The 20,873-nt window shown below is 63.7% G+C and carries 17 protein-coding genes and 2 pseudogenes; 7 read left to right on the top strand and 12 right to left on the bottom strand.

Features of this window, described 5'->3' with window-relative positions; translation table 11 throughout:
- Positions 1-131: 131 nt before the first annotated feature.
- Together VL129_RS08645 and VL129_RS08640 are read right to left on the bottom strand one after the other, a co-directional pair.
- Entirely contained in the window at positions 132-452 is a 321-nt protein-coding gene (locus VL129_RS08645; RefSeq protein ID WP_325412088.1) for a PA4575 family protein, read from the bottom strand.
- 119 nt (positions 453-571) lie between these two features.
- A complete protein-coding gene (locus VL129_RS08640; protein ID WP_325412086.1) occupies positions 572-3,022 on the bottom strand; it encodes a Lon protease family protein in 2,451 nt (816 codons plus the stop codon).
- A gap of 130 nt (positions 3,023-3,152) precedes the next feature.
- Here VL129_RS08640 and VL129_RS08635 point away from each other — a divergent pair, with 130 nt between their 5' ends.
- Both VL129_RS08635 and VL129_RS08630 read left to right on the top strand, forming a co-directional pair.
- Positions 3,153-3,935, top strand: coding sequence for a TatD family hydrolase (locus tag VL129_RS08635; RefSeq protein ID WP_325412084.1), 783 nt, complete (start codon positions 3,153-3,155; stop codon positions 3,933-3,935).
- 98 nt (positions 3,936-4,033) lie between these two features.
- Positions 4,034-5,953 carry an ankyrin repeat domain-containing protein gene (locus tag VL129_RS08630; protein ID WP_325412082.1) on the top strand — a complete coding sequence of 640 codons (1,920 nt, stop codon included), beginning with the start codon at positions 4,034-4,036 and terminating at the stop codon, positions 5,951-5,953.
- A gap of 25 nt (positions 5,954-5,978) precedes the next feature.
- Here the strand turns inward: VL129_RS08630 and VL129_RS17175 are convergent, their stop codons facing one another.
- On the bottom strand, positions 5,979-6,692 hold the full coding sequence (locus VL129_RS17175) for a methyl-accepting chemotaxis protein (protein ID WP_414705176.1): 714 nt from the start codon (positions 6,690-6,692) through the stop codon (positions 5,979-5,981).
- 168 nt (positions 6,693-6,860) lie between these two features.
- Positions 6,861-7,007, bottom strand: a pseudogene (locus VL129_RS17170) (hypothetical protein); the annotation flags it as partial.
- A 1,181-nt stretch (positions 7,008-8,188) separates the two neighbouring features.
- On the opposite strand from VL129_RS17170, the gene VL129_RS08620 reads away from it, so the two are divergent.
- On the top strand, positions 8,189-10,105 hold the full coding sequence (locus VL129_RS08620; protein ID WP_325412078.1) for an LTA synthase family protein: 1,917 nt from the start codon (positions 8,189-8,191) through the stop codon (positions 10,103-10,105).
- On the opposite strand, the gene ampE is transcribed toward VL129_RS08620, so the two are convergent.
- From ampE to VL129_RS08605, 3 genes are all read right to left on the bottom strand, one after another.
- Positions 10,091-10,930 carry a regulatory signaling modulator protein AmpE gene (ampE, locus tag VL129_RS08615; protein WP_325412076.1) on the bottom strand — a complete coding sequence of 280 codons (840 nt, stop codon included), beginning with the start codon at positions 10,928-10,930 and terminating at the stop codon, positions 10,091-10,093. The genes VL129_RS08620 and ampE overlap by 15 nt on opposite strands.
- Positions 10,927-11,490, bottom strand: a complete 564-nt coding sequence (gene ampD / locus VL129_RS08610) for a 1,6-anhydro-N-acetylmuramyl-L-alanine amidase AmpD (protein WP_325412074.1) — start codon at positions 11,488-11,490, stop codon at positions 10,927-10,929. Before ampD ends, ampE begins: the two co-directional genes overlap by 4 nt.
- 392 nt (positions 11,491-11,882) lie before the next feature.
- Entirely contained in the window at positions 11,883-13,367 is a 1,485-nt protein-coding gene (locus VL129_RS08605) for an acetyl-CoA hydrolase/transferase family protein (RefSeq protein ID WP_325412072.1), read from the bottom strand.
- A 464-nt stretch (positions 13,368-13,831) separates the two neighbouring features.
- Here VL129_RS08605 and VL129_RS08600 point away from each other — a divergent pair, with 464 nt between their 5' ends.
- Together VL129_RS08600 and ppa are read left to right on the top strand one after the other, a co-directional pair.
- A complete protein-coding gene (locus tag VL129_RS08600) occupies positions 13,832-14,650 on the top strand; it encodes a M90 family metallopeptidase (RefSeq protein ID WP_325412070.1) in 819 nt (272 codons plus the stop codon).
- Between the two features lie 79 nt (positions 14,651-14,729).
- On the top strand, positions 14,730-15,257 hold the full coding sequence (ppa, locus tag VL129_RS08595; protein WP_027590962.1) for an inorganic diphosphatase: 528 nt from the start codon (positions 14,730-14,732) through the stop codon (positions 15,255-15,257).
- A 94-nt stretch (positions 15,258-15,351) separates the two neighbouring features.
- On the opposite strand, the gene VL129_RS08590 is transcribed toward ppa, so the two are convergent.
- Complete coding sequence (locus VL129_RS08590) at positions 15,352-16,776, bottom strand: aminotransferase-like domain-containing protein (RefSeq protein WP_325412067.1); 1,425 nt, start codon at positions 16,774-16,776, stop codon at positions 15,352-15,354.
- 60 nt (positions 16,777-16,836) lie between these two features.
- Between VL129_RS08590 and VL129_RS08585 the strand changes: the two genes are divergently transcribed.
- Positions 16,837-17,790, top strand: coding sequence for a DMT family transporter (locus VL129_RS08585; RefSeq protein ID WP_325412065.1), 954 nt, complete (start codon positions 16,837-16,839; stop codon positions 17,788-17,790).
- A gap of 174 nt (positions 17,791-17,964) precedes the next feature.
- On the opposite strand, the gene VL129_RS08580 is transcribed toward VL129_RS08585, so the two are convergent.
- The 4 genes and pseudogenes from VL129_RS08580 to VL129_RS08565 form a co-directional block, all read right to left on the bottom strand.
- Positions 17,965-18,342, bottom strand: a complete 378-nt coding sequence (locus VL129_RS08580; RefSeq protein WP_325412063.1) for a DUF7079 family protein — start codon at positions 18,340-18,342, stop codon at positions 17,965-17,967.
- Positions 18,327-19,109, bottom strand: coding sequence for a hypothetical protein (locus VL129_RS08575; protein WP_325412062.1), 783 nt, complete (start codon positions 19,107-19,109; stop codon positions 18,327-18,329). Before VL129_RS08575 ends, VL129_RS08580 begins: the two co-directional genes overlap by 16 nt.
- 9 nt (positions 19,110-19,118) lie before the next feature.
- Positions 19,119-19,661: a PAAR domain-containing protein gene (locus VL129_RS08570; protein WP_325412060.1), complete on the bottom strand. Its 543-nt coding sequence runs from the start codon at positions 19,659-19,661 to the stop codon at positions 19,119-19,121.
- A gap of 143 nt (positions 19,662-19,804) precedes the next feature.
- A pseudogene (locus tag VL129_RS08565) lies at positions 19,805-19,942 on the bottom strand (DUF4172 domain-containing protein); the annotation flags it as partial.
- A gap of 424 nt (positions 19,943-20,366) precedes the next feature.
- Between VL129_RS08565 and VL129_RS08560 the strand changes: the two are divergent.
- Positions 20,367-20,771: a DUF2784 domain-containing protein gene (locus VL129_RS08560; protein ID WP_325412058.1), complete on the top strand. Its 405-nt coding sequence runs from the start codon at positions 20,367-20,369 to the stop codon at positions 20,769-20,771.
- The last annotated feature ends 102 nt before the right edge of the window (positions 20,772-20,873 follow it).

Genomic DNA, 20,873 nt, shown 5'->3' with positions numbered 1-20,873 from the left:
GACAGTGGAAAACGCACCGGTTATCCACGCAAGCTGTTGATAACTCGGTGGAAAGGCCTGTTCACAGACCCCGCTGGAACCCGCCGTGCGCCACCTGCGGACAGATTGCGCAGAAAAGCTCCAACCTTTGCTCAGGGCCAGGCGCGGCGTTGCGGCTGGCCGTTCAACTGGCGCAGCCGGGCCTGCATGTGCAGCCGCCAGATGGGCTCGTCGAACACCTCCTGGTAGCCCTGCTCGCGCAGGTTGTCGACGATGGCCGCCAGCACCCGATTGGCCTCGCCGACGCCCAGGAACGGGCCTTGCACCTTGATTTCCGTGGGCTGCGACCCGCTCAGCCCGGCCGCGCACAGCAGCGTCCAGCGTCCGTTGCCGCCGGCCAGCGCATGGATGCGGGCCTCGATGCGCATGCTCATGCCCAGGTAGTCCCGGACCAGGCAGATGTGATGCGACATGACTCTTCTCCCAGGGGGGCTGTTCCCAGCCCGGAGCAGTCCGGGCACAGCTGGGAGTTATCCTCAAAATATGTGGATAAGTCTGTGGGCGAGCGCTGAAAACGTCGCAGCAGCCACCGTCACGCCTGAGGGGTGGACGCATCGCTCAGTGACTGACCAGACTCCGTAGCCGCCTCGGCGGCCGCCTTGCGTTCCTCGTCATCCAGTTCCACCTCGGCGATCTCGCGCAGCCGCTCCAGCACACGGGCGTTGACGCTGCCGGCGGGAAACTCGCCCTGCGCATCGGGCGCACCGGCGGGCTCGCCGACCAGCAGGCTCAGCGCCTCGTCCACATGGCGCACCGCATAGACATTGAAGCGGCCCTCGCGCACCGCCTGCAGCACTCGTTCATCCAGCATCAGGTTGCTGATGTTGGCATAGGGAATGATAGCTCCCTGTTCGCCGCTCAGCCCGCGCGCTTCGCAGAGGCGGAAGAAGCCTTCGATCTTCTCGTTGACGCCGCCCACCGCCTGCACTTCGCCGAACTGGTTGATCGAGCCGGTGATGGCGAAGCCCTGCTTGAGCGGCGTGCGCGACAGTGCGGAAATCAGCGCACACACCTCGCCCAGCGAGGCGCTGTCGCCATCCACATAGCCGTAGCTCTGCTCCAGGGCGATGCTGGCGGAGATCTCCAGCGGGAATTCCTGGGCATAGCGACTGCCCAGGTAGCCGGTGAGGATCATCACCCCCTTGGAGTGGATCGGCTGGCCGAGATTGACCTCGCGCTCGATATCCACGATGCCCGAGCCACCCGGATAGACGGTGGCGGAGATGCGCGCCGGCAGGCCGAACGCCGAATCACCGACCTCCAGCACGGTCAGGCCGTTGCAGCGGCCGATGGCCGCGCCGTCGGTGTCGATCAGGATGATGCCGGCCAGCATGTCGTCCAGCAGGCGCGCCGAGACCCGCCCGGTGCGCCGTTCCTTGGCCTGCAGGGCGCGCTCCAGATGGGCGGCGTCGGTCAGGGCGTCGCCGGCCAGCTGGCGCAGGAAATCGGCCTCGCTGAGCAGCTGGAACAGATCGCCGATGCGCGCGGTGAGACGGCCCTGATGCTCGGCCAGGCGCGCGCTGTAGGTGGCCAGGCGGGCCACGGCGGCGGCGGTGAGCGGCGCCAGCCCCTCCTCCGAGGTGCGCGTCTTGATCAGTTGGGCGAACTGTTCGAGGCTGTCATCGGCCAGCGGAATCTCCTCGTCGAAGTCCACCAGCACGCGGAACAGCTCCTGGAAGTCCGGATCCAGATCCTGCAAGGCGTAATACACCTGCCGCGAGCCGATGATCACCACCTTGACGTGCAGCGGGATGACCTCCGGCGTCAGGGTCACGGTGGCCAGCCGGCCCAGCTCGGCCAACGGGGACTCCATCTTCAGCTTGCGCGACTGCAGGGCACGCTTGAGGGCGTCCCAGACGAAGGGCTCGCCGAGCAGCTTCTCCGCCTCGACGATCAGATAACCGCCGTTGGCGCGGTGCAGCGCGCCGGGACGCAACTGCCGGTAGCTGGTGTAGAGCGCGCCCTGGTCGGTGTTGTATTCGATGCGCCCGAACAGGTTGTCGTAGGTCGGGTGCGGCTCGAACACCACCGGCGCGCCGCCGTCCAGCGGTTGGGCGACCACCAGCCCGGGGGCGTACAGCTCCTGCAGGTCGTTGCGCTTCTGCACGTCGGTGCGGTTTTCGTCCACCAGGGTTTCCAGCACGGTGCGCAGCAGGTTGACCTGCATGGCCTGCAGGTAAGCATCGACCCCGGCGTTTTCCACATACTTCTGCGCCAGCGGCGCCAGCAACGGCTGCAGGGCCAGGGTGATGGTTTCCTCGTTGAGCTGGCGCAGCCGATTGCTGCTTTCGCGCTTCCACTGCGGCAGGCTGGAGAGCTCCTCGTTGAGCCGTTCCTCCAGGTGACTGATGTCGCTGTGGAAGCGCTCGCGCTCGGCCTCGGGCAACAGGGCGAACTCCGCCTCGTCCAGCGCCTTGCCATCCTTCATCGGCGTGAAGGCCACGTTGGCGCTGTCGCGGTACAGGGCAATGCCGCGCTCCAGCGCCAGCTTCTCGATGATGTCCAGAGCCTGGTCGTAGCGCTGGTTGAAGGCGCGGTCGATAGCGCTCTTCTTCTGCTGATAGCTGGGCTGTTCGAACACCGCCGGGAAGGTGGCCAGCAGGTTATCGATCAGCGCTTCCAGGTCGGCGATGAACGCCGCCGCCGTACCGGCGGGCAGCTCCAGCACGCGGGGCTCGCGCGGTTCGTCGAAGTTGTTCACATAGACCCAGTCCGCCGGCGCCTGCAGGCGCTTGGCCTCGGCCTTCAGGTAACGCTGCACGAAGGAGAAGCGCCCGGTGCCCGGCTCGCCCATGACGAACAGGTTGTAGCCCGGCCGCGGCATGGCCACGCCGAACTGCAGCGCCTCCACCGCCCGTTCCTGGCCCAGCACGCCACGAAAGGGCTCCAGCTCGTCGGTACTGGCGAAGCGGAATTGCGTCGGGTCGCAGGGGCGGGTCAGGGCTTCGGGGGACAGGCGCAGCAGGGCGGCGAAATCAGACATCGGGAATCCTTGCAGGAGCGGCGGCGGCCGCGACGGTTGGCGGCATTCTGGCTTCCTGCCCGGGCCACGGCAAGGCGCGCGGCAGAGCGGCGTCTCGAAGCGGAAGGAGGCCCGCGCTATCCTGTGCGCCATGCGTTATATCGATACCCACAACCACCTGGATTTCCCCGAGTTCGACGCCGACCGCGCCGCCGTGCTGTCGCGCAGCCGGGCACTGGGCGTCCAGCGCCAGGTGCTGATCGGCGTCACCGAGGATCACTGGGACCGCCTGTGGTCGTTGGCCTGCGCCGAGGATGGCCTGTACGCCAGCTTCGGTCTGCATCCGTGCTTCCTCGACCGGCATCGCCCCGAACATCTCTCGCAACTGCGCGAGCGCCTGGCGCAACGGGCCGGCCATGCCAAGCTCTGCGCGGTGGGCGAGATCGGCCTCGACCATTACGTGGAACAGCCGGACAAGCCGGCCCAGCAGGCGCTGTTCGAAGCCCAGCTGCAGCTGGCGCGGGAATTCGAACTGCCCGCTCTGCTGCACGTGCGCCGCGCCCACGCCGAGGTGATCGCCACCCTCAAGCGCCTGCGCCTGCCGCGTGGCGGGATCGTGCATGCCTTCAGCGGCAGTTACGAAGAGGCCCGCGAATATCGGCGCCAGGGCTTCTACCTCGGCCTCGGCGGCGCCGGCACCTGGCCGCAGGCCAAGCGCATGCACCGAATGCTGGAGCGGCTTTCGCTGGAGGATATGGTGCTGGAAACCGATGCGCCGGACATGGCACCGGCCAGCCACCCGGGGCAGCGCAACAGCCCGGAATTTCTGCCGGCGATCTGCGCCGACCTGGCCCGGCAGATGAACATCGAGCCCAATGCGCTGGCCGAGGCCGCTTATCGCAACAGCTGCCGGGTGTTCGGCTGGCAGGAATGAATCGCCGCCGCCCCGATCGGCCTGGGTAGCGCCCCGGCTGGCCGCTGGCGAACCGGCCCACTATGATGGCACCCCGCCTTTACACGGACGTCCCGCTCATGCGCACGCTGTTTCGCTCTCTGTGGCTTTCCTGCGCCCTGTTCAGCAGCCAGGTGTCCGCCTTCGACATCGACATCGCCTGGATGCGTCTGACCGGTTCGATCGTGCTCGATTCGCCGGAGCGACCGTTCGCTTCCAGCCCCACCGCCCTGCCGCTCGGCGCCGGCTACTGGCCCGTGCTGAGCGAGCTCAACGGCCTGTTCTACCTGAACCTGTACGAGGATCAGCGCCTGCGCCAGCGGGTCCACAAGCTCGGCCCGCTGCCGCTGTTCAGCCGCGAGGCGTTCGATGCACTGAGCGACTGCGACGTCGACCGCTGGGCGAGCCGCCAGGCGCTCGGCCAGGACCTGCACCTGCTGACCGTCACCTTCAACTGCCCCGGTGCGCCGACCCGGGGCCATCTGCTGCTCGATGGCGCCAGCGAGGGCGCACCCCGCATGGCGGTCGGCCATGCGCCGGACGGCAAGCCGGCCCGCCTGAAGCCGTTGCAACCGATGACGCCCGAGCGTCTACAGGTCTGGCAGGCCGTACTGGCCGCCCACGCCGAGCGCCAGCGATCCGCCGGCGTCATCCTGCTGCCGGTCCAGCCCGCCGCGGATGCGGTGGAGGAACTGCGCCGACTGCATGCCGAGGCCTTCCGCAACAAGGGAGCACTGCCGAGCCTGACGCCGCTGCGCGATTTTCTGATGCGCCACGACTATCGCCAGGTCGGCCGGCACGAAGCGGAAGTGGTGCGCCTGCTCAACGACACGGCCTACTGGCTGAGCGAGGCGGACCGGCTCGCCGAGGCCCGCCCGCTGCTGCTCGAGGTGCTGCGTCGCGATCCGCAACGCACGCCGGCGCACCTGAACCTGGCCGACCTGGACTGGCGCCTGCACACGCGCGATCCGCACAACCGAACGCATCTGGCCCGGGCCCTGGAGCACTACCGCGTGTATTGCTCGCTGCGCCTGGCCGGCGGACAGTCGGTGCCGCACCGCGTGCTGGAGAATCTGCAGCTGCCCAAGGCCAGCGCCGCCGAATGCAGGGCGCACTGGCCGCTGCTCGACGCGGTGCGCGCCGCCGACCTGGCGAAGGTCCGCTCGCTGCTGGAGGAAGGCATTCCCGGCGAGGTCGTCGGCGAAGACGGCTACAGCGCGCTGCTGCTGGCGCTGCAGTCGCTCGAACTGGAAATCGCCGAACTGCTGATCAGCCACGGTGCGCAGCTGCATGGGCAGTATCGCGGCCAAACCCTGGCCGAACACGCCCTGCAGCGGGATCTCAAGGACAACGCGCCCTGGCCGCGCCTGCGCTTCCTGGCCCTGTACGGCACCGTTCTGGAGGCGTCCAACGCGCAGGGCGTCACCCTGCTCATGAAGCTGGCCGCCGACCGGCGCGCCAAGGACGCGTTCGACGAGCTGCTGCAACTCACGCAGGACCTGGACAAGCGCGACGGCGACGGCAAGACCGCGCTGCACCGGGCCAGCGAGGCGCAGAACTTCCCCGCCGTGAACGCCCTGCTGGCCGCCGGCGCCGACCCGAACATCGAGTCCGACGGCCGGCTCAACTGCCACAACCGCAACACCCGCTACACCGCCATCCAGCTGTTCGCCCGCTCGCTGCGCAGCGACGGGGACCCGCACGCCAGCCGCGAGAGTTTCAGCCAGTTGCTCAGCCACGGCAGCAAGCTCGCAGCCGGGCAGCGTTGCGAATTCAACGGCCACGACGTGCTGCTCGAATCGCTGATCCTGGCCCAGCGTGTCGATCTGATGCGCCTGCTGGCGGATCAGGCCGTGCTGCCCACTCCGACCCCCGCGCTGCTGGATATCGCCCGGGACCGACAGCGGAGCGCACGCTCCGAGGCGCAACGGGAGCGGGCGCAGGAGGTGATGGACGCCCTGCTCGAACTGGGCGAGCCGCCTTTGCGCAGCGCGCTCTGAGCCTCGGACGCCGCGCCGGAGCGGCTTACACCTTGAACGTGCCGATCAGCTGCCGCAGCCGGGCCACCGAACCGGACAGCTCGCGGCTGGCCTGTTCGGCCTGGGCGGCGCCGTCGGAGGTGCGCTCGCCGGTCTGGCTGATCTGCACGATGTTCTGATCGATGTCGTGGGCCACGGCGGTCTGCTGCTCCACGGCGGCGGCGATCTGCTGGTTCTGATCGACGATGGCGCTCACCGCGGCGAGGATGTTTTCCAGCGCCTGCTGCACCGCGCCGGAGTGGCCCGCCGTGGCGTCCGCCTGGCTATGGCTGGTGTGCATGCCGTCCACCGCCGCGCTCACGCCTTCGCGCAGGCGGGCGATCATCTGCTCGATTTCCGCCGTGGACTGCTGGGTGCGCTGCGCCAGGCTGCGCACCTCGTCGGCGACCACCGCGAAGCCACGACCCTGCTCACCGGCGCGCGCCGCCTCGATGGCCGCGTTGAGCGCCAGCAGGTTGGTCTGTTCGGCGACCCCCTTGATCACGTCCAGCACCTGGCCGATGGCCTGGCTGTCCACGGCCAGGCGGTTGACGGTCGCCACTGCGCGATCGAGGCCTTCGGCCAGGTGCTGGATTTCCCGCACCTGCTTGTCCACCAGTTCGCGTCCGGCGCTGCTTTCACGGTTCACGCCCTGGGCATTGGTCACCGCCGTGGCGGCGCTGCGCGCGACTTCCTGGGCGGTGGCGGACATCTCGTTCATCGCCGTGGCCACCTGGTCGATGCGTTCGCGCTGCTCGCGCACCGCCTGGCTGCTCTGGCTGGAGATCTCTTCGACCCGTTGCGCCTGGCCTTCCACCTCGGCGGCGGTCTGCCCGACCCGCTCGATGAGCACCCGTACCTGGGCCACACTGGCGCTGAAGTCCTGGCCGAGCTCGGCCAGCTCGTCGCGGCTGGCGGCCTGGAAGCTCACCGTCATGTCGCCCGCCGCGACCTGCCGCATGACGCCCCGCAGGGCCTGCAGGGTCTGACGGATGGACAGGTAGAAGGCGCCATACAGGTAGGCGATCAGCAGCATGACGCCGAGCATGGCGGCGAGCAGGCCGAACATGCGCGCCTGCTGGGCGGCCAGGCGTTCGGCCAGGCGCTGTTCCAGTCGCTGCAGGCTGGCGTCCTCCAGCGCGTGGGTGCGCGCCAGCAGTCCGCTCATCTGCTCGAAGAACACCGGCCAGGGCGTGCTCAGGCTGTCGGACATGATCACCTCTTCCTCCAGCCGGCCCGCCAGCTCCGCCAGGCTGCTCAGGCTGGCTTCGGCCTGCGCCGCCAGGGCGCCACCGCGTAGCGGCTCCAGCATCAGCCCGTAGGCACCCTGCAGTTTTTCCAGGGCGCTCAGCAATTCATCCAGGCGCATGCTGTCATTGGAATGCAGCACGCCCTGCCCCAGCGCTGCCGTGCCGATGGTGCGCAACTGGCCGAGCAGCATGGTGACTTCGGCGGTACCGCGACTGATCAGTTCGGTGCGCTGGCGCACCTCGGCCTCGGCGTCCTGTCCCAGGCCACTGTCATTGACGATGCGGTTGATGAAGACCTGGGCGGCGGCATACAGGCGCTCGGCATGCAGCACCTTGCTGTGCTGGGACGGCTCGTCCGCCACTGCCTGCAACTGATTGAGCAGTGCGCCGCGCTCCTGGTCCAGCACGGCGCGTGCCGCAGGCGGGAACATGCCGGTCGGCAACGCCTGCAGCCGCTGGCGCAGCCGCTGCTGCAGTTCGCCAAGGCGACTGTCGAGCAGCGCCTTGTCCTGCTGGGGCTCGGTGGCGCGAATCGCCAGCAGCGCCTGGTACGTTTCCAGGTCGCGACGGGCGTCGAACCCGGCATCGAGCAGCACCAGACTGTCGCGCGCCAGCGCGGTACGCCCGTACTGCTCGTAGGCATCGCGCAGCAGGTAGAAACTGGTGATGAGGATGGGCAGAAAGAATACGACACTGATCAACCCGAACTTCATGCCGAAGCCCAGCCGGTCCATCAGCCGCATGGCGGGATATAGCAGCGCCTTCATGAGGAAACCCTCCCTATTTCTTCTTGTTATGCGTAGGGCTTGCCATGCAGGGTCGCACGCGTCATTTCGCCGCGATGGCAAACTGCCTCATCTATAAACGATATCGACGGCGGGGTGGGTAACTAAAGGTAAACGGATGGCCTCTTGACAGCACATGGCCCTAGAATGCGCAGCCTTTTTTCCTGCCCCATGGAGCTATCGTGCCGAGCTTGCTGTTGATACCGCTACGGGTTGCCGTATTCGCACTGCTGATTTTTGCGCTGATCCGCACCGGCTATTACCTGGTGTACAAGGAGTACTTCGGCAGTTTTGACCTGGCCGAGCTGGCTCGTATCTATCTCATCGGCTTTCGCTTCGATCTTTCCATCGCCATGCTTGCCAGCCTGCCCTTCCTTGCGCTGGCCCTGTTCCCCTTCCGCATTCGCCTGCGGACCGTGCTGATTCATCTCGGCCTCTGGACGACGTTCCTCGCGCTGACCGGTCTGTTCATGGTCAACATGGGCGACCTGCTGTACTTCGGCGAGGTGTATCGCCATGCCGGCCGGGAAATTCTGCTCATCGGCGATGACTATCCGATGCTGCTCGAGGCGGCATTTTCATCCTATCTGCCTATCACTCTGGGCAGTTTCGCGGCCCTGGCTGTCGGCGCCATCGCCTGGCAGCGCTTGGTAGTGCGTCCCACCCTGAGCCAGCCATTGAGCGGCCACTGGAGCTCGCGGTCCGCACTGGCGGTGCTGGCCCTTGTGCTGGTGTTCCTGGGGGCGCGCGGCGTGGTCACGGGCAAACCTCTCAGCACCATCGATGCATTTGCCGCGGGCGGCGAAAAGCAGGCATCCCTGGCGCTCAATGGCGCGTTCGCGGTGATCCACAACACCCGCAAGGCCCGCAAGCAGGACCGTGAGCCGCTGGCATTCTTCACTCAGACTGATTTGAAGGCCAACCTTGATGGCATGGACTGGCAGGCAAGAGATCCGTTCCTGGCCAATTGGCACCAGCCTGCCGCAGGAGTAAAGCGCCGCAACCTGGTGCTGGTTCTGCTGGAAAGCTGGAGTTATCCGCATATTGATGGCCTCTCGGGAAGCCAGTACGGTGCCACGCCTTTCGTGGACGAACTGATGAAGAAATCCCGCGTCTGGGACAATTTCTTCGCGGCAGGTCAACGCAGCATCGAAGGCATTCAGGCGATCCTGACTTCGGTACCGGTGCTGCCCAGCCAGCCCGCGCTGGGCTGGGGCCTGGAGCAGAACCGCATGACCCGTCTGGCCCAACTACTTGCGGGACAAGGCTACGAAACCATCATGGTGCAAACGTCCAACCGCCGCTCGTTCCATATGGATGGTATTGCCGCGCAACTGGGCTTCAAGCACTACTCTGCCAAGGAAGATTTTCCTCTGGTTCGCCAGTATCCTCAGGAAGTCCCCCTGTTCGGCTGGGATTACGACGGTTTGATGTACGCCGCGCAGTGGATTGATAAACGCCCGAATCCGGACTCCCCGTTCTTCACGTTCTTTTTTACCGGCACCACTCACTACCCCTTCCCGGACCCCGGCGCGGAATTCCATATCCGCCCCCATGTGACCGGCTCCCTGGATGCCTATCTGAATACCCTGCGTTACAGCGACTGGTCCATCGAGCAATTCATGCAGCATGCGCAGCAGCAGGATTGGTACCAGAACACGACATTCGTATTTCTGTCAGACCACACGATCTTTCCGGATCCCCAGGATCCGGCCAGCCAGTTCCGGGTTCCCTTCTTCATCTATACCCCCGACGGCTCGGTTGCCCCGGGTCGCGAATCGGGCTTCGCCTCGCAATACGACGTGTTGCCGACCCTGATGACGCTGCTGAATATCGACCAGTCCATCGCCAGCTTTGGTCGCTCCTTGCTGGATGGCTCGGCAAGCCTCGATGGCGTGGTGGCCCAGCGCGGCTCCATCATCACCTGGCTGGCACCCGAAGGAACGTTGAGTTTCTCGGCCGAAGATGGCAGACACACCCGACTAACCGGGCGCTTCACTGACGACGCTTACCGCGGACCTGTCGAGGCGCGCGTGAAAACCATGCTGCAGTGGGTAGACGCACGCCTGAACCAGAACCAGTGGCTACCCCACGACTAGCGACCATAGCGCGAACACCGCATACCAGAGCAGCGCCGCGCGCACCAGCAGTTGCCAGAGCTCATCCAGACTGGCCGCGCCCATGTCGCCGCGCGGTGCGTCCTGGCATTCACCGGCGGCACGCAGGGCGGCGCCCACCAGGCGCTCGGCCGGCTGCTGCCAGTGCAGCAGCTCGGGCAACAGCACCCGATTGACCGCCACGAAGTTGCCGACCAGCCCCATGCTGGCCGCCAGGGCGCGCGCCGGCAGCCAGTCCAGGGCATGGCGAAACTGCGCAGCCAGTTCCTGCAGGGACTGGCCGCGAGCGTGCGTCTCGGTGAGGGCGAGCAACCGGTAACCCAGCGCGGCCAGCGGGCCGAGCAGCGCATACCAGAAGATCACCGCGAAAAACGCCTCGTGGGCCCGCCAGCCCAGCCGCTCCTGTACCGCCGGCAGGAGTTCGTCAGGGCTGTCGGCCCGCACCTGCAGGTCACGCTCGGCGGCCAGCGAGGCGGTTTCCAGCTCCTCGCGCCGCCAGGCGTCACGGAAAGCGCCGAAGGCCGCCTGCACATCGCCGCGACCCAGGCTATAGAGCAGCACCAACAGATGCACCGGCAGGGCCAGCCAGCCATACGCCACCGGCTGCAGCAGCCAGAGCAGCAGGGCGAGCGCCAGCAGCGGCGGGAGCAGCAGGGCCGCGAGCATCAGCCAGGGCCGAGGCGCCAGACGCGGGGTGGCCTCGACCCGGCTCAGCAGACGCAGCCACAGGGCGTCGTGCTGCACGCGGTGGCGCCAGCCGGTGAATTTCTCGACCCACAGCACCAGCAACAGAACGATGAAATTCATACCCAGGTTCCTCGTACGGCCAGGGCAGCGCGCAGGCGCGCCCAGTCGAAGGCGAGGCCGGGATCGGTCTTGCGTCCCGGCGCGATGTCGCAGTGTCCGCAGATGCGCTCGACGGTAATGGCCGGCCAGGCGTCGCGCAACTGCTCGGTCAGTTCGATGAGCGCCTGATACTGGCGATCCGTGTAGGGCTGCTCATCGGTGCCTTCCAGCTCGATGCCCAGCGAGAAGTCGTTGCAGTTGTCGCGCCCGTCGAAGTGCGAGACGCCGGCGTGCCAGGCACGGTCCAGACAGGACACGAACTGGGTGACGGCGCCGTCACGCTCGATCAGGAAATGCGCGGAAACCTGCAGGTGGCAGATCTCGGCGAAATAGGGATGTTCATCGACCACCAGCTGATTGCCGAAGAACGCCTGCACCTTGCCGGTGCCGAACTGCCCCGGCGGCAGGCTGATGTTGTGGATCACCAGCAGGGAGATTTCCCCCAGCGGGCGTTGGTTGTAATTGGGCGAGGGGCAGTGGCGGATGCCGTCGACCCAGCCCGTAGAGGTATCCACACGCATAACGACTCCTCAGGCGGCGCGCACCACTGTAGGCGCAAGCCTCGCGCAGGCCAAGCCCAACAGACTGACCCCGCTTCGGTTGCGCCGTATATGCCGCGCTTCGACCAGCGCCTGAACAGCAATCTCTGGCTAGCCGGGGAAGAGTGATCGGGCCGGCCGCTGCCAAGGTGAGGATTTCGGCAGCGACGGCCGGCATAAAGCCGGCCCTACGAGGAACGTGCCCGGCTGAACCTGCCTGCAAAACCTGTAGGGCCGGGTTCATCCCGGCCAAGGCCGGCGCCAGCCGGCCCCACGCGTCACGGCACGCCCCGCCGCTCACCTGACGAAATCCCGCCCAAACAAAAAGCCCCGATGATCGCTCATCGGGGCTTTTGTCTTGCAGTGTGCGCCGCTTACAGCATCGAGCCGGTTTCTTCCAGCTGGATGTGCCACTCCAGCGCTTCGCGCAGGATGTGCGGGGTCTGACCGCCCTTGGCGCAGGCGCGCTCGAAGTAGTCGTTCAGCTTGTCGCGGTAGCTCGGGTGCACGCAGTTGTCGATGATCACGCGGGCGCGCTCGCGCGGCGCCAGACCACGCAGGTCGGCCAGACCCTGCTCGGTGACCACGATGTCCACGTCGTGTTCGGTGTGGTCAACGTGAGACACCATCGGCACCACGGAGGAGATCTTGCCGTCCTTCGCGGTGGACTTGGTGACGAAGATGGCCAACGCGTGGCGGGCGAAGTCGCCCGAACCGCCGATGCCGTTCATCATCCGGGTGCCGCCCACGTGGGTGGAGTTCACGTTGCCGTAGATGTCGAACTCCAGCGGGGTGTTGATGCCGATGATGCCGATACGACGGACGATTTCCGGGTGGTTGGAAATTTCCTGCGGACGCAGCACCAGCTTGTCCTTGTACTTCTCCATGTTGCCGAACACGCGCTCGTTGCAGCGCTCGGACAGGGTGATGGAGCAGCCGGAGGCGAACTTCATCTTGCCGGCATCGATCAGCTCGATGGTGCAGTCCTGCAGCACTTCGGAGTACATGACCAGATCCTGGAAGGGCGAATCCTTCAGGCCGGTCAGCACGGCGTTGGCGATGTTACCGATACCGGCCTGCAGCGGACCGAGGTTGCGCGGCAGGTTGCCGGCTTCCACTTCGTTCTCGAAGAACTTGATCAGGTGGCTGGCGATGGCAGCGGTTTCTTCGTCCGGCGGGGTGACGGTCGAGTAGGAGTCCGGCTGGTTGGTGACCACGATGGCGGCGATCTTCGCCGGGTCGACCGGAATGGCGGTGGTGCCGATGCGGTCATCGACCTTCAGCAGCGGGATCGGCAGACGGTTCGGACGATAGGTCGGAATGTAGACGTCGTGCAGACCTTCCAGGTTGGTGTTGTGGGCCAGGTTCAGCTCGACGATGACCTGATCGGCGAACAGCGCGAAGCTGGCCGAGTTACCCAGCGAGGTGGTCGGCACGATGTGGCCCTGCTCGGTGATGGCCACGGCCTCGATGATGGCGACTTCCGGCTTCTTCAGCTGGTTGTTGCGCATCATCTCCACGGTGTGCGACAGGTGCTGGTCGATGAACATCACCTCGCCGGCGTTGATCGCCTTGCGCAGGGTGGCATCGGCCTGGAACGGCGAGCGACGGGCCAGCAGGCCGGCTTCGGTCATGATCTTGTCCAGATCGTTACCCAGGCTGGCGCCGGTGAAGAGGTTGATCTTCATCGGGGTCTTCTTGGCGCGCTCGGCCAGCGCCATCGGCACGGCCTTGGCTTCGCCGGCACGGGTGAATCCGCTCATACCGACTGTCATGCCGTCCTGAATCAAAGAAGCAGCCTGTTCAGCGCTCATGACCTTGCTATGAAGAGAAGACAGGCGGATGCGATCGGTATGCATATGCGGAATCTCTGACTACCGGGGGTGGAATTGAGGCGGCATTCTAACGACTGAGCACAAAATGCACCTACGACGTAAGTCGAATACCAGCCGAAGCGGAATTCCTGTCCGGGCCGCTTGCCCTGCAGCCCCCGTGGCAGAGCGGTTACGCTGCAAACCGGGGGCATGACCGCTCGGCGGATTCTCCGCGCCGGGTCTTTCAAACGCCCGTACGAAGGTATCGATTGACCCGCCGGTCACAGCTGTTACCCTTGCGCCGCTCTCGCCGGCAGGTTCGGTCAGGTACCCGTCCGAGGGAGTACGCCAAGGCTCACGAGGCTGCGCGCGTCCCGATCCGCCGGCGTCTGTCGGCCTCCCGAGCAGGCTCTGTAACGGCTATCGGCCAGCAGAGCCGGGCTCCCCTCCCCTTGCTCTCCCTGCCTCGCCTGCTTAAGGTGGCCCACCCCACTACCGCTGCCGCTCCCATGTGGTCATTTCGCGCCTGGCGCCGACGCCGCCTGCTTGCCCGCCATCCCCTTGATGCCCACCTGTGGCGCGAGGTGCTCGACAGCCTGCCGATCCTCGACGGCCTGTCCGACGCCGAACTGCGGCTGCTCGGCGAACACTGCGTGCTGTTCCTGCATGCCAAGCGCCTGACCGCCCTGCCCGGCGTCGAGCTGGATGCTTTCGCGCGCCTGCGCCTGGCCGCCCAGGCGCAACTGCCGCTGCTCGCCCTGCCGGATCTGGACTGGTACCAGGGCTTCCATGAGCTGGTGCTGTATCCGGACGACTTTGTCAGCCCGCAGAAGCACCGCGACCCCAGCGGCGTCGAACATATATATGAAGAAGCGCGCAGCGGCGAAGCCTGGCATCGCGGCCCGGTGATCCTCGCCTGGCCGGGCGTGCAGGACAGCGGCGGCTGGGACGCCTACAACCTGGTGATCCACGAGCTGGCCCACAAGCTGGACATGCTCAACGGCGACGCCAACGGGTTGCCGCCCCTGCACGGCGACATGCGCCTGGCCGAGTGGGCCAGCACCCTGCAGGCAGCCTACGACGCCATGAACGCCACCCTGGATGCCCATCCGCACGCGCACACCCCGATCGATCCCTACGCGGCGGAAAACCCGGCCGAGTTCTTCGCCGTCACCAGCGAATATTTCTTCACCGCGCCGGATCTGTTGCACGACGCGTTTCCCGAGGTCTATCGGCAGCTCGCCCTCTTCTACCGCCAGGACCCGCTGGCTCGCCTGCGTCATCTGCAAAGCCGGCATCCCGCCTACCAGGACCCACCCTCTCGATAGCGCACGGCGGTGATTGCCCCTATAATCCCGCCACTTTTTTTCGCCCCCGGCCACCTCGGCCGAACACGGAGCCGCCTTCATGAGCTACAGCAACCTGCCCGCCGGCAAAGACCTGCCGAACGACATCTACGTCGCCATCGAGATTCCGGCCAACCACGCGCCGATCAAGTACGAAATCGATCACGACACCGACTGCCTGTTCGTCGACCGTTTCATGGCCACCCCGATGTTCTACCCGGCCAACTACGGCTTCATCCCGCACACCCTGGCCGACGACGGCGACCCCCTGGACGTGCTGGTGGTGACCCCGTATCCGGTCGCCCCGGGCTCCGTGATCCGCTGCCGTCCGGTCGGCGTGCTGAACATGACCGACGAAGCCGGCGGCGACGCCAAGCTGATCGCCGTCCCGCACGACAAGCTGACCCAGCTGTACAAGGACGTGAAGGAATACACCGACCTGCCCCCGCTGCTGATCGAGCAGATCAAGCACTTCTTCGAGAACTACAAGGATCTGGAGAAGGGCAAGTGGGTCAAGGTTGAAGGCTGGGAAGGCGCCGACGCCGCCCGCGCCGCCATCATCAAAGCTGCCGAGGCTTATCAGAAGTAAGTCGAAGCACTGAAGAAAAGCCGGCCACAAGCCGGCTTTTTTATTGCCTGCCAAAAGCCAAAAATGCCGGAACCGAGCCGAATCGCGAAGCGCCTCACTCCTTCATTGGGCCGCTGTCCTGGCGCAGGGCGTCGGCCAGCGCCTGAAATCCTGCCAGCAGCAACGGGTCGTTATGCGAGGCATTGCTGACGCTGGCTCGCACGAACTGCGGCACCGCGGCGCGGCCGACGGCGAAGGTTTCCGCCGTGGCGATAAGATAATTCCTCAGCTTCAGGTCAGCTTCCACATCAGAGGCCCGCCAGGGCTCGGGCACCCTGATCCAGAAATGCGGACTGTGCGGATGAGTTCGATAACTCAGCCCGTCCAACAGCGTGCTCACCAATTGCTTACGTCGTTCGATCTCGGCGATCTGTTGCCCCAGCAGTTTCTTCGCGACTCCGCTCTCGATCCAACAGGCGGCCAATTCCATGGTCAGCGGCGTAGCCATCCAGCAGGTGGCCCGCAAGGCGGCGGCAATCCGGCTGACCAGGGACGTTGGGGCATGCAGATAACCCACCCGCAGACCGGCAGCCACCGCTTTGCTCAAACTACCGATCAGCACACTTCGCTCGGGTGCGTAGTAACTCAGGGGCAGCGGGCGATCCTCCACCAGCACGGCGTGCGCCTCGTCTTCAATGATCAACAGGTTATGTGCTCGACAGATGGCAACCAGGGCTTCGCGGCGCTGCGCGGACATTACCCCCGTGGTCGGGTTCTGCAGCGTAGGGCTGCAATAGATCGCGCTGATCCGGTTATGCCTGCAAAGCTCATCGAGCGACGCCGGGCACAGACCCTCCTCGTCCAGCGCCGCACCGAGCAGCTTGATGCCCAGCATCCGGGCGACGGTGATCAGCCCGGGGTAGGTAAGTTGCTCGGTAACCAGCGCGTCCCCGGCGCGCAGCAACGCCATCAGCGTGCAAAGCAAACCGTGCTGGCCACCATTGACGCACAGCACCTGCTCGGCCTGGGGTCGAAACTCATGATGGGCAAGCCAGTGCGCACCGGCTTGTCGGTAACGCGGCAGGCCGACGTCCGGAGCGTACAGGGTCAGCTCGCTGAGGGTCTGAGGATCACCGGCCAGGTCCAGCAGGCTGTTCGCCAGGAAGCCGATTTCCGAACCGGGAATGTGCATGTTGCGACTCATGTCGTACTGCTCCGGCCAGTCCTCGACGAAGTTACTGAACCCCGCATCGCGCTTGCGCTCCAGCTCCCGCTGCCGGACAAAAGTACCGTTGCCCACCCGCGCCACCAGCAATCCCAGGCGCTCCAGCTCCGCATAGGCGCGACTGACCGTACCGATGGTTACGCCGAGACGGTCCGCCAGTCTGCGATGCGGCGGCAGCTTCATCCCCGCGTCGATGCGCCCCTCACGAATACCTATTTCCAAGGCATTGGCGAGGCGCTTGTATTTGGCGCCACGCCCCGATTTCAGCGCCTCCGCAAGCATTGACACCGTGTCAAATATAGGTTTGACAGCCATTTTATTCGTCTCAATAGTGATTGGACGCTTTCAATTTAATGGCTATCAGGGATAGGAACCATGGCAATAGCGACGGCAATCGGTAAAGCCGGTCAACTGAGGAAGCAGTGGCTGGCGAGACTCGCCACTACCCTGCTGTTCCTGACCGTTTGCCTCAGTTGGGGCACCACCTGGCTGGGTATCCAGATCGCCGTGGAAACGGTGCCGCCGCTTACCGCCTCCGGCCTGCGCTTTCTGATTGCCTTTCCGCTATTCGTGACCTTCGCCCTGATCCGCAGCGAATCGATCCTCTTCCCGCGCCGACACCTGGGATTCTTCGTCTTCATTACCCTTTGCTACTTCGGCCTGCCCTACTACCTGCTCAACTATGGCGAGACGCATGTTTCCTCAGGTCTGACCGCCCTAGTGTTCAGCTGCATGCCGGTGTTCATCCTGATCTTCTCCGCGCTGTTCCTCCGCGAGCGCATCTACTGGTCCCAGGCGGCGGGCATCACCATTGGCTTCGGCAGTCTGTTAATGATCCTGCGCAGTCAGGGCTTGAGCCTGGAGCACGACGGTTTTGCCGGTGTATTGGCGATCCTCGCCGCTGCGCTGATGCACGCGCTGTGCTACGTGGTGACCAAGCAGAAAGGCGCGGAGATCAGTGTCGTCACCTTCAACACGCTGCCCATCGGCCTGGCTGGATTGATGCTGTTTCTTGTCGGGCTCGGCATAGAGCAGCCGGAGTATGCCGAGATCAGCGCACGCTCCTGGTGGGCGCTGATCTACCTTGGCCTTTTCGCCTCCGTAGGAGGATTCATCGTCTACTTCTTCCTGCTGAAGCGCCTGAGCCCGGTGATCCTGTCCTTCGTTTTCATCATCTTCCCGGTATTCGCCGTGATTGTCGGCGCGTGGTACGAGGGCCTTCCGGTATCAGGTGATCTGGCGTTCTATTCCATTCTGCTGCTGGCCGGTTTCGCCATCACCAAGTTGCCGGTGGAAAAGCTGCTTGCCAGGCTCGCTTCACCTGCCTGAGCGATTGCGCGGTTCGGATTCCGTACCGGGTGAGGCTTGCAGGAGTAACCACGAAGCGCCCCAACCCTCATTTCAGTGGCATAGTTATCGACGCGTTGGGCTGTGAATTGCAGTTGACTGGGCGTCCGGAATGACTGGCGACCCATAAGCCGCGTACCCCGGTGAAGAACCCAGCTAAGCCAATCCCTTCATTGCATGGATGCTGTCCGTTATGGAGGTCCAGATGTCTTTGCAGGCCCAGCGCAGGTAAAACACGTAGATCTTATATCTCATGCGCTGATAGGCATTTCGGTTGCTCTTCTCCAGCAAAGACGTTATCTCTTCTTCCAGCCACTCGTCGCTGAAGAATGTCCATACCAAAGGGATGACGGAAATGATATTCGGATAACAGACCGGGGCAACTTCTTTAAAGAAGATATCTTCGACGCCTTTTAATTCGTAGCCGATGACTTTTCTAGCAATTAAGTCGCAATCAATTTCGTTATCTACAAACGCATAAGACAACGCCTGCCAAACAACCTCCCGTTCGGCATGACTTAGAAAACTTCCCACTTCGAAAATTCCTCAAGCTCTTCATCTAGGTAATCTGCTGTAAGGCTCCCCGCGATACCACCAACCGTACTTCCGGCAAGTACCAAAGCAACGGCACAAACCGGAGCACCTGGCCCGCATATTGCTGAAACGCCTAGAGCTGCAATTAAGCCTCCCACACCTCCAAAGCCCACAACTAGCCCTTGGCGCGCCGCTTCTTTTACCTTGTTATCGGCGATTACTATTTCATATGTTGCTAGCGTTGCTGTTACCAAGATCCCAACCTTAGCAATCACCCGCATACGCTGCGTTCCTTTGGTGAAGCTCGCCCGATCACGCCCCGATGATTCCACAATGGTGTAATGCACGGAATCCTTTTGTGCCGCGCTCAGCCTCTCATACTCTATACCGAACTTGTCTTTTGAATATTTATCGATAATTTCCTTGATTGTTGGAGCGATTCTTTTCTTTTTTTCAGCGAGTGCCAAACCTTGTACAGATGTGAATTTTCTATGCTCAGCCATGATTTTATTGCGCATCTCATGGCAGAACTCCATGGCTTCGCGTGAGCTGATCCGGCTAGCTTTGACATCTGTTCGCGCTTGTTCGGAAATCCTCCGGATGTTTTTCATATAGCTTGCACGTGTATTGGCATCGCTAATTGCGTCCACCGAAAAACGTGTAGCGGCACCCTCAAATCCGGCGATAGCCATTTCAAGCGGAGATTGAGCGAGCGAGTGTTCAGCTTGGGTGGAAAAGCCACCTTCGATTGCAGCGGTTCCTGACATGACTGTTCCCTATCCAGTAATCTTCCCTAGCAACAAACCCATGACCGACGAGCTTTCTTGCTCCGGCGACGCGCAGAACTCCAGCCTCTGGCAAATCCTTCCAGTTGGTGAAAATTTCACTTTATTATCGGCGCCAAAAACACCTTGAAGCGAAGTGCCATCGTCAAAATGAGCGATGCATGAAAGTCCTTCATAGCTTTCCGGTGCAGCTATGGAAAAACCGATCCATTCTTCTTGTGACGTTTGCACCGACAGGGCTGCCGGACTTGAGGTAACCACATCCCCAATCAAGACATCGCCAGAGCCACCAAATACCACGCCCCCGTGACTGTGAAGACTCCCCGCGATGACAGCAGGCTTCCCATTGATAAAAACTGTGGTTGATAGAAGATCTGAAAGCACCCCTCCACAATCAGTGGTATCTCCCTGTCGGGCGGCAGGCAGACCATTAATCAGTACGTCGGGTGATCCCATGGCAATCGTGTTTGCGCCATGTCCGGGAATCGGGCATGAAATTGGATCAGTTTTTCGTGCAGCTGGCTTTCCTGCCATCAGTCTTCCTCATCCTAGAGAGTGCAACGAAACGCGGGTTATAGACTGGCAATCGCCTATGAGCTACATACTTTTGCGTCAGGGATGATGGAGAGCACATGTCAGCCACTCGAGCGTGCTAGAAGCCAACCATATCTCGCCGGCACTTCGGTATCACTCTCGATAGCACCGAGCATGCCGAGCAAGCGGCCTTGAGCCAGGGTGCAGGCGCGTAGCAGCGGGCAAGCGGTGCGGCTTGCCAGGAGAACGGGCTGCTGCCAGATCCAGAGGGGTTCGTTCATGGTCTTGCTCATTCATGAGCCGATTAGCAGATCTATTCGGCTCGCCGTGTGAGCCGATAAGGCCGCCTATTCGGCTCACTGCCTAATCCAGAGAGGGAACGGCACTCAAATGATCCACTTCGTAACCTCACGCCAAAGCTACGATCAGTTGGTGGCCTCGTCTGCTTGGCTGCCCGATGCCCTATGGGTTGCGCTTGGAGTGCTTAGCCCGGCTGAGCTCACACGTGTGCGGGCGAATGGATTGGCCGTCACAGACTTCACGACCTCGATCAGCTCACACAATCTGGCCGAGGCGCTCGAAACGATTCGGGAGCATCATCCGGGCGAGGCCGTGTGGGTAGATGGTGCGGCTGAGGCCTAATCAGGCGCAGGCGACGCAGTTCACTGCTGCCATGCCGCGTCCGTCATTCGTGAGCTCAACGTTATGTCCTACCAGCTTCTTGCCGACGCGATCCTCGTTCTGCACTTCGTCATCGTCCTGTTCGTCGTCGGCGGGCTGGTTGTCGTTGTCGCGGGCAACTGGCTCGGGTGGCGCTGGGTCAACGGATGGTGGTTTCGGCTGGCTCACCTGACGGCCATTGGGATCGTCGCCGCACAGGCGTTGCTCGGGCAGCTATGCCCGCTCACAACCCTGGAATCCTGGCTGAGAGTCCAGGCTGGTCAGCCTATCTACACGAAGAGCTTCATCGAGCACTGGCTACAGCGCATTATTTTCTACGAGGCACCGCCCTGGGTCTTCACCTTCACATACACGGTGTTCGCAGCGTTCGTCATTGCTGCCTGGTGGTACTTCCCGCCAACCCGCAAACGCCACCGCAACAACACCTGATCCTTCGCTCGTTTGTCGCTTCGCTCACGTGGTGTTTCCGGTCATTCGTGACTGGCAGCTGTCGACCCAAAGAGGCCGGTCGCTCGAAAGGCAGAAACCGGC

It is taken from the genome of Pseudomonas sp., assembly GCF_035497915.1.
Lineage (GTDB): Bacteria > Pseudomonadota > Gammaproteobacteria > Pseudomonadales > Pseudomonadaceae > Serpens.
Note: the sequence above shows the minus strand (reverse complement) of the source record. Positions and strands in the feature narration are given on the sequence as shown.

What these genes read in the sequence shown, in the direction of transcription:
- VL129_RS08585 (WP_325412065.1), top strand. Translation starts at nt 16,837, where the DNA reads ATGGCAATAGCGACGGCAATCGGTAAAGCCGGTCAACTGAGGAAGCAG.
- VL129_RS08570 (WP_325412060.1), bottom strand. Translation starts at nt 19,661, where the DNA reads ATGGCAGGAAAGCCAGCTGCACGAAAAACTGATCCAATTTCATGCCCG.
- VL129_RS08600 (WP_325412070.1), top strand. Translation starts at nt 13,832, where the DNA reads ATGTGGTCATTTCGCGCCTGGCGCCGACGCCGCCTGCTTGCCCGCCAT.
- ampD (WP_325412074.1), bottom strand. Translation starts at nt 11,490, where the DNA reads ATGCGTGTGGATACCTCTACGGGCTGGGTCGACGGCATCCGCCACTGC.
- VL129_RS08560 (WP_325412058.1), top strand. Translation starts at nt 20,367, where the DNA reads ATGTCCTACCAGCTTCTTGCCGACGCGATCCTCGTTCTGCACTTCGTC.
- VL129_RS08630 (WP_325412082.1), top strand. Translation starts at nt 4,034, where the DNA reads ATGCGCACGCTGTTTCGCTCTCTGTGGCTTTCCTGCGCCCTGTTCAGC.
- VL129_RS08575 (WP_325412062.1), bottom strand. Translation starts at nt 19,109, where the DNA reads ATGTCAGGAACCGCTGCAATCGAAGGTGGCTTTTCCACCCAAGCTGAA.
- VL129_RS08640 (WP_325412086.1), bottom strand. Translation starts at nt 3,022, where the DNA reads ATGTCTGATTTCGCCGCCCTGCTGCGCCTGTCCCCCGAAGCCCTGACC.
- VL129_RS08590 (WP_325412067.1), bottom strand. Translation starts at nt 16,776, where the DNA reads ATGGCTGTCAAACCTATATTTGACACGGTGTCAATGCTTGCGGAGGCG.
- VL129_RS08645 (WP_325412088.1), bottom strand. Translation starts at nt 452, where the DNA reads ATGTCGCATCACATCTGCCTGGTCCGGGACTACCTGGGCATGAGCATG.
- VL129_RS08635 (WP_325412084.1), top strand. Translation starts at nt 3,153, where the DNA reads ATGCGTTATATCGATACCCACAACCACCTGGATTTCCCCGAGTTCGAC.
- VL129_RS08605 (WP_325412072.1), bottom strand. Translation starts at nt 13,367, where the DNA reads ATGCATACCGATCGCATCCGCCTGTCTTCTCTTCATAGCAAGGTCATG.
- ampE (WP_325412076.1), bottom strand. Translation starts at nt 10,930, where the DNA reads ATGAATTTCATCGTTCTGTTGCTGGTGCTGTGGGTCGAGAAATTCACC.
- ppa (WP_027590962.1), top strand. Translation starts at nt 14,730, where the DNA reads ATGAGCTACAGCAACCTGCCCGCCGGCAAAGACCTGCCGAACGACATC.
- VL129_RS17175 (WP_414705176.1), bottom strand. Translation starts at nt 6,692, where the DNA reads ATGAACGAGATGTCCGCCACCGCCCAGGAAGTCGCGCGCAGCGCCGCC.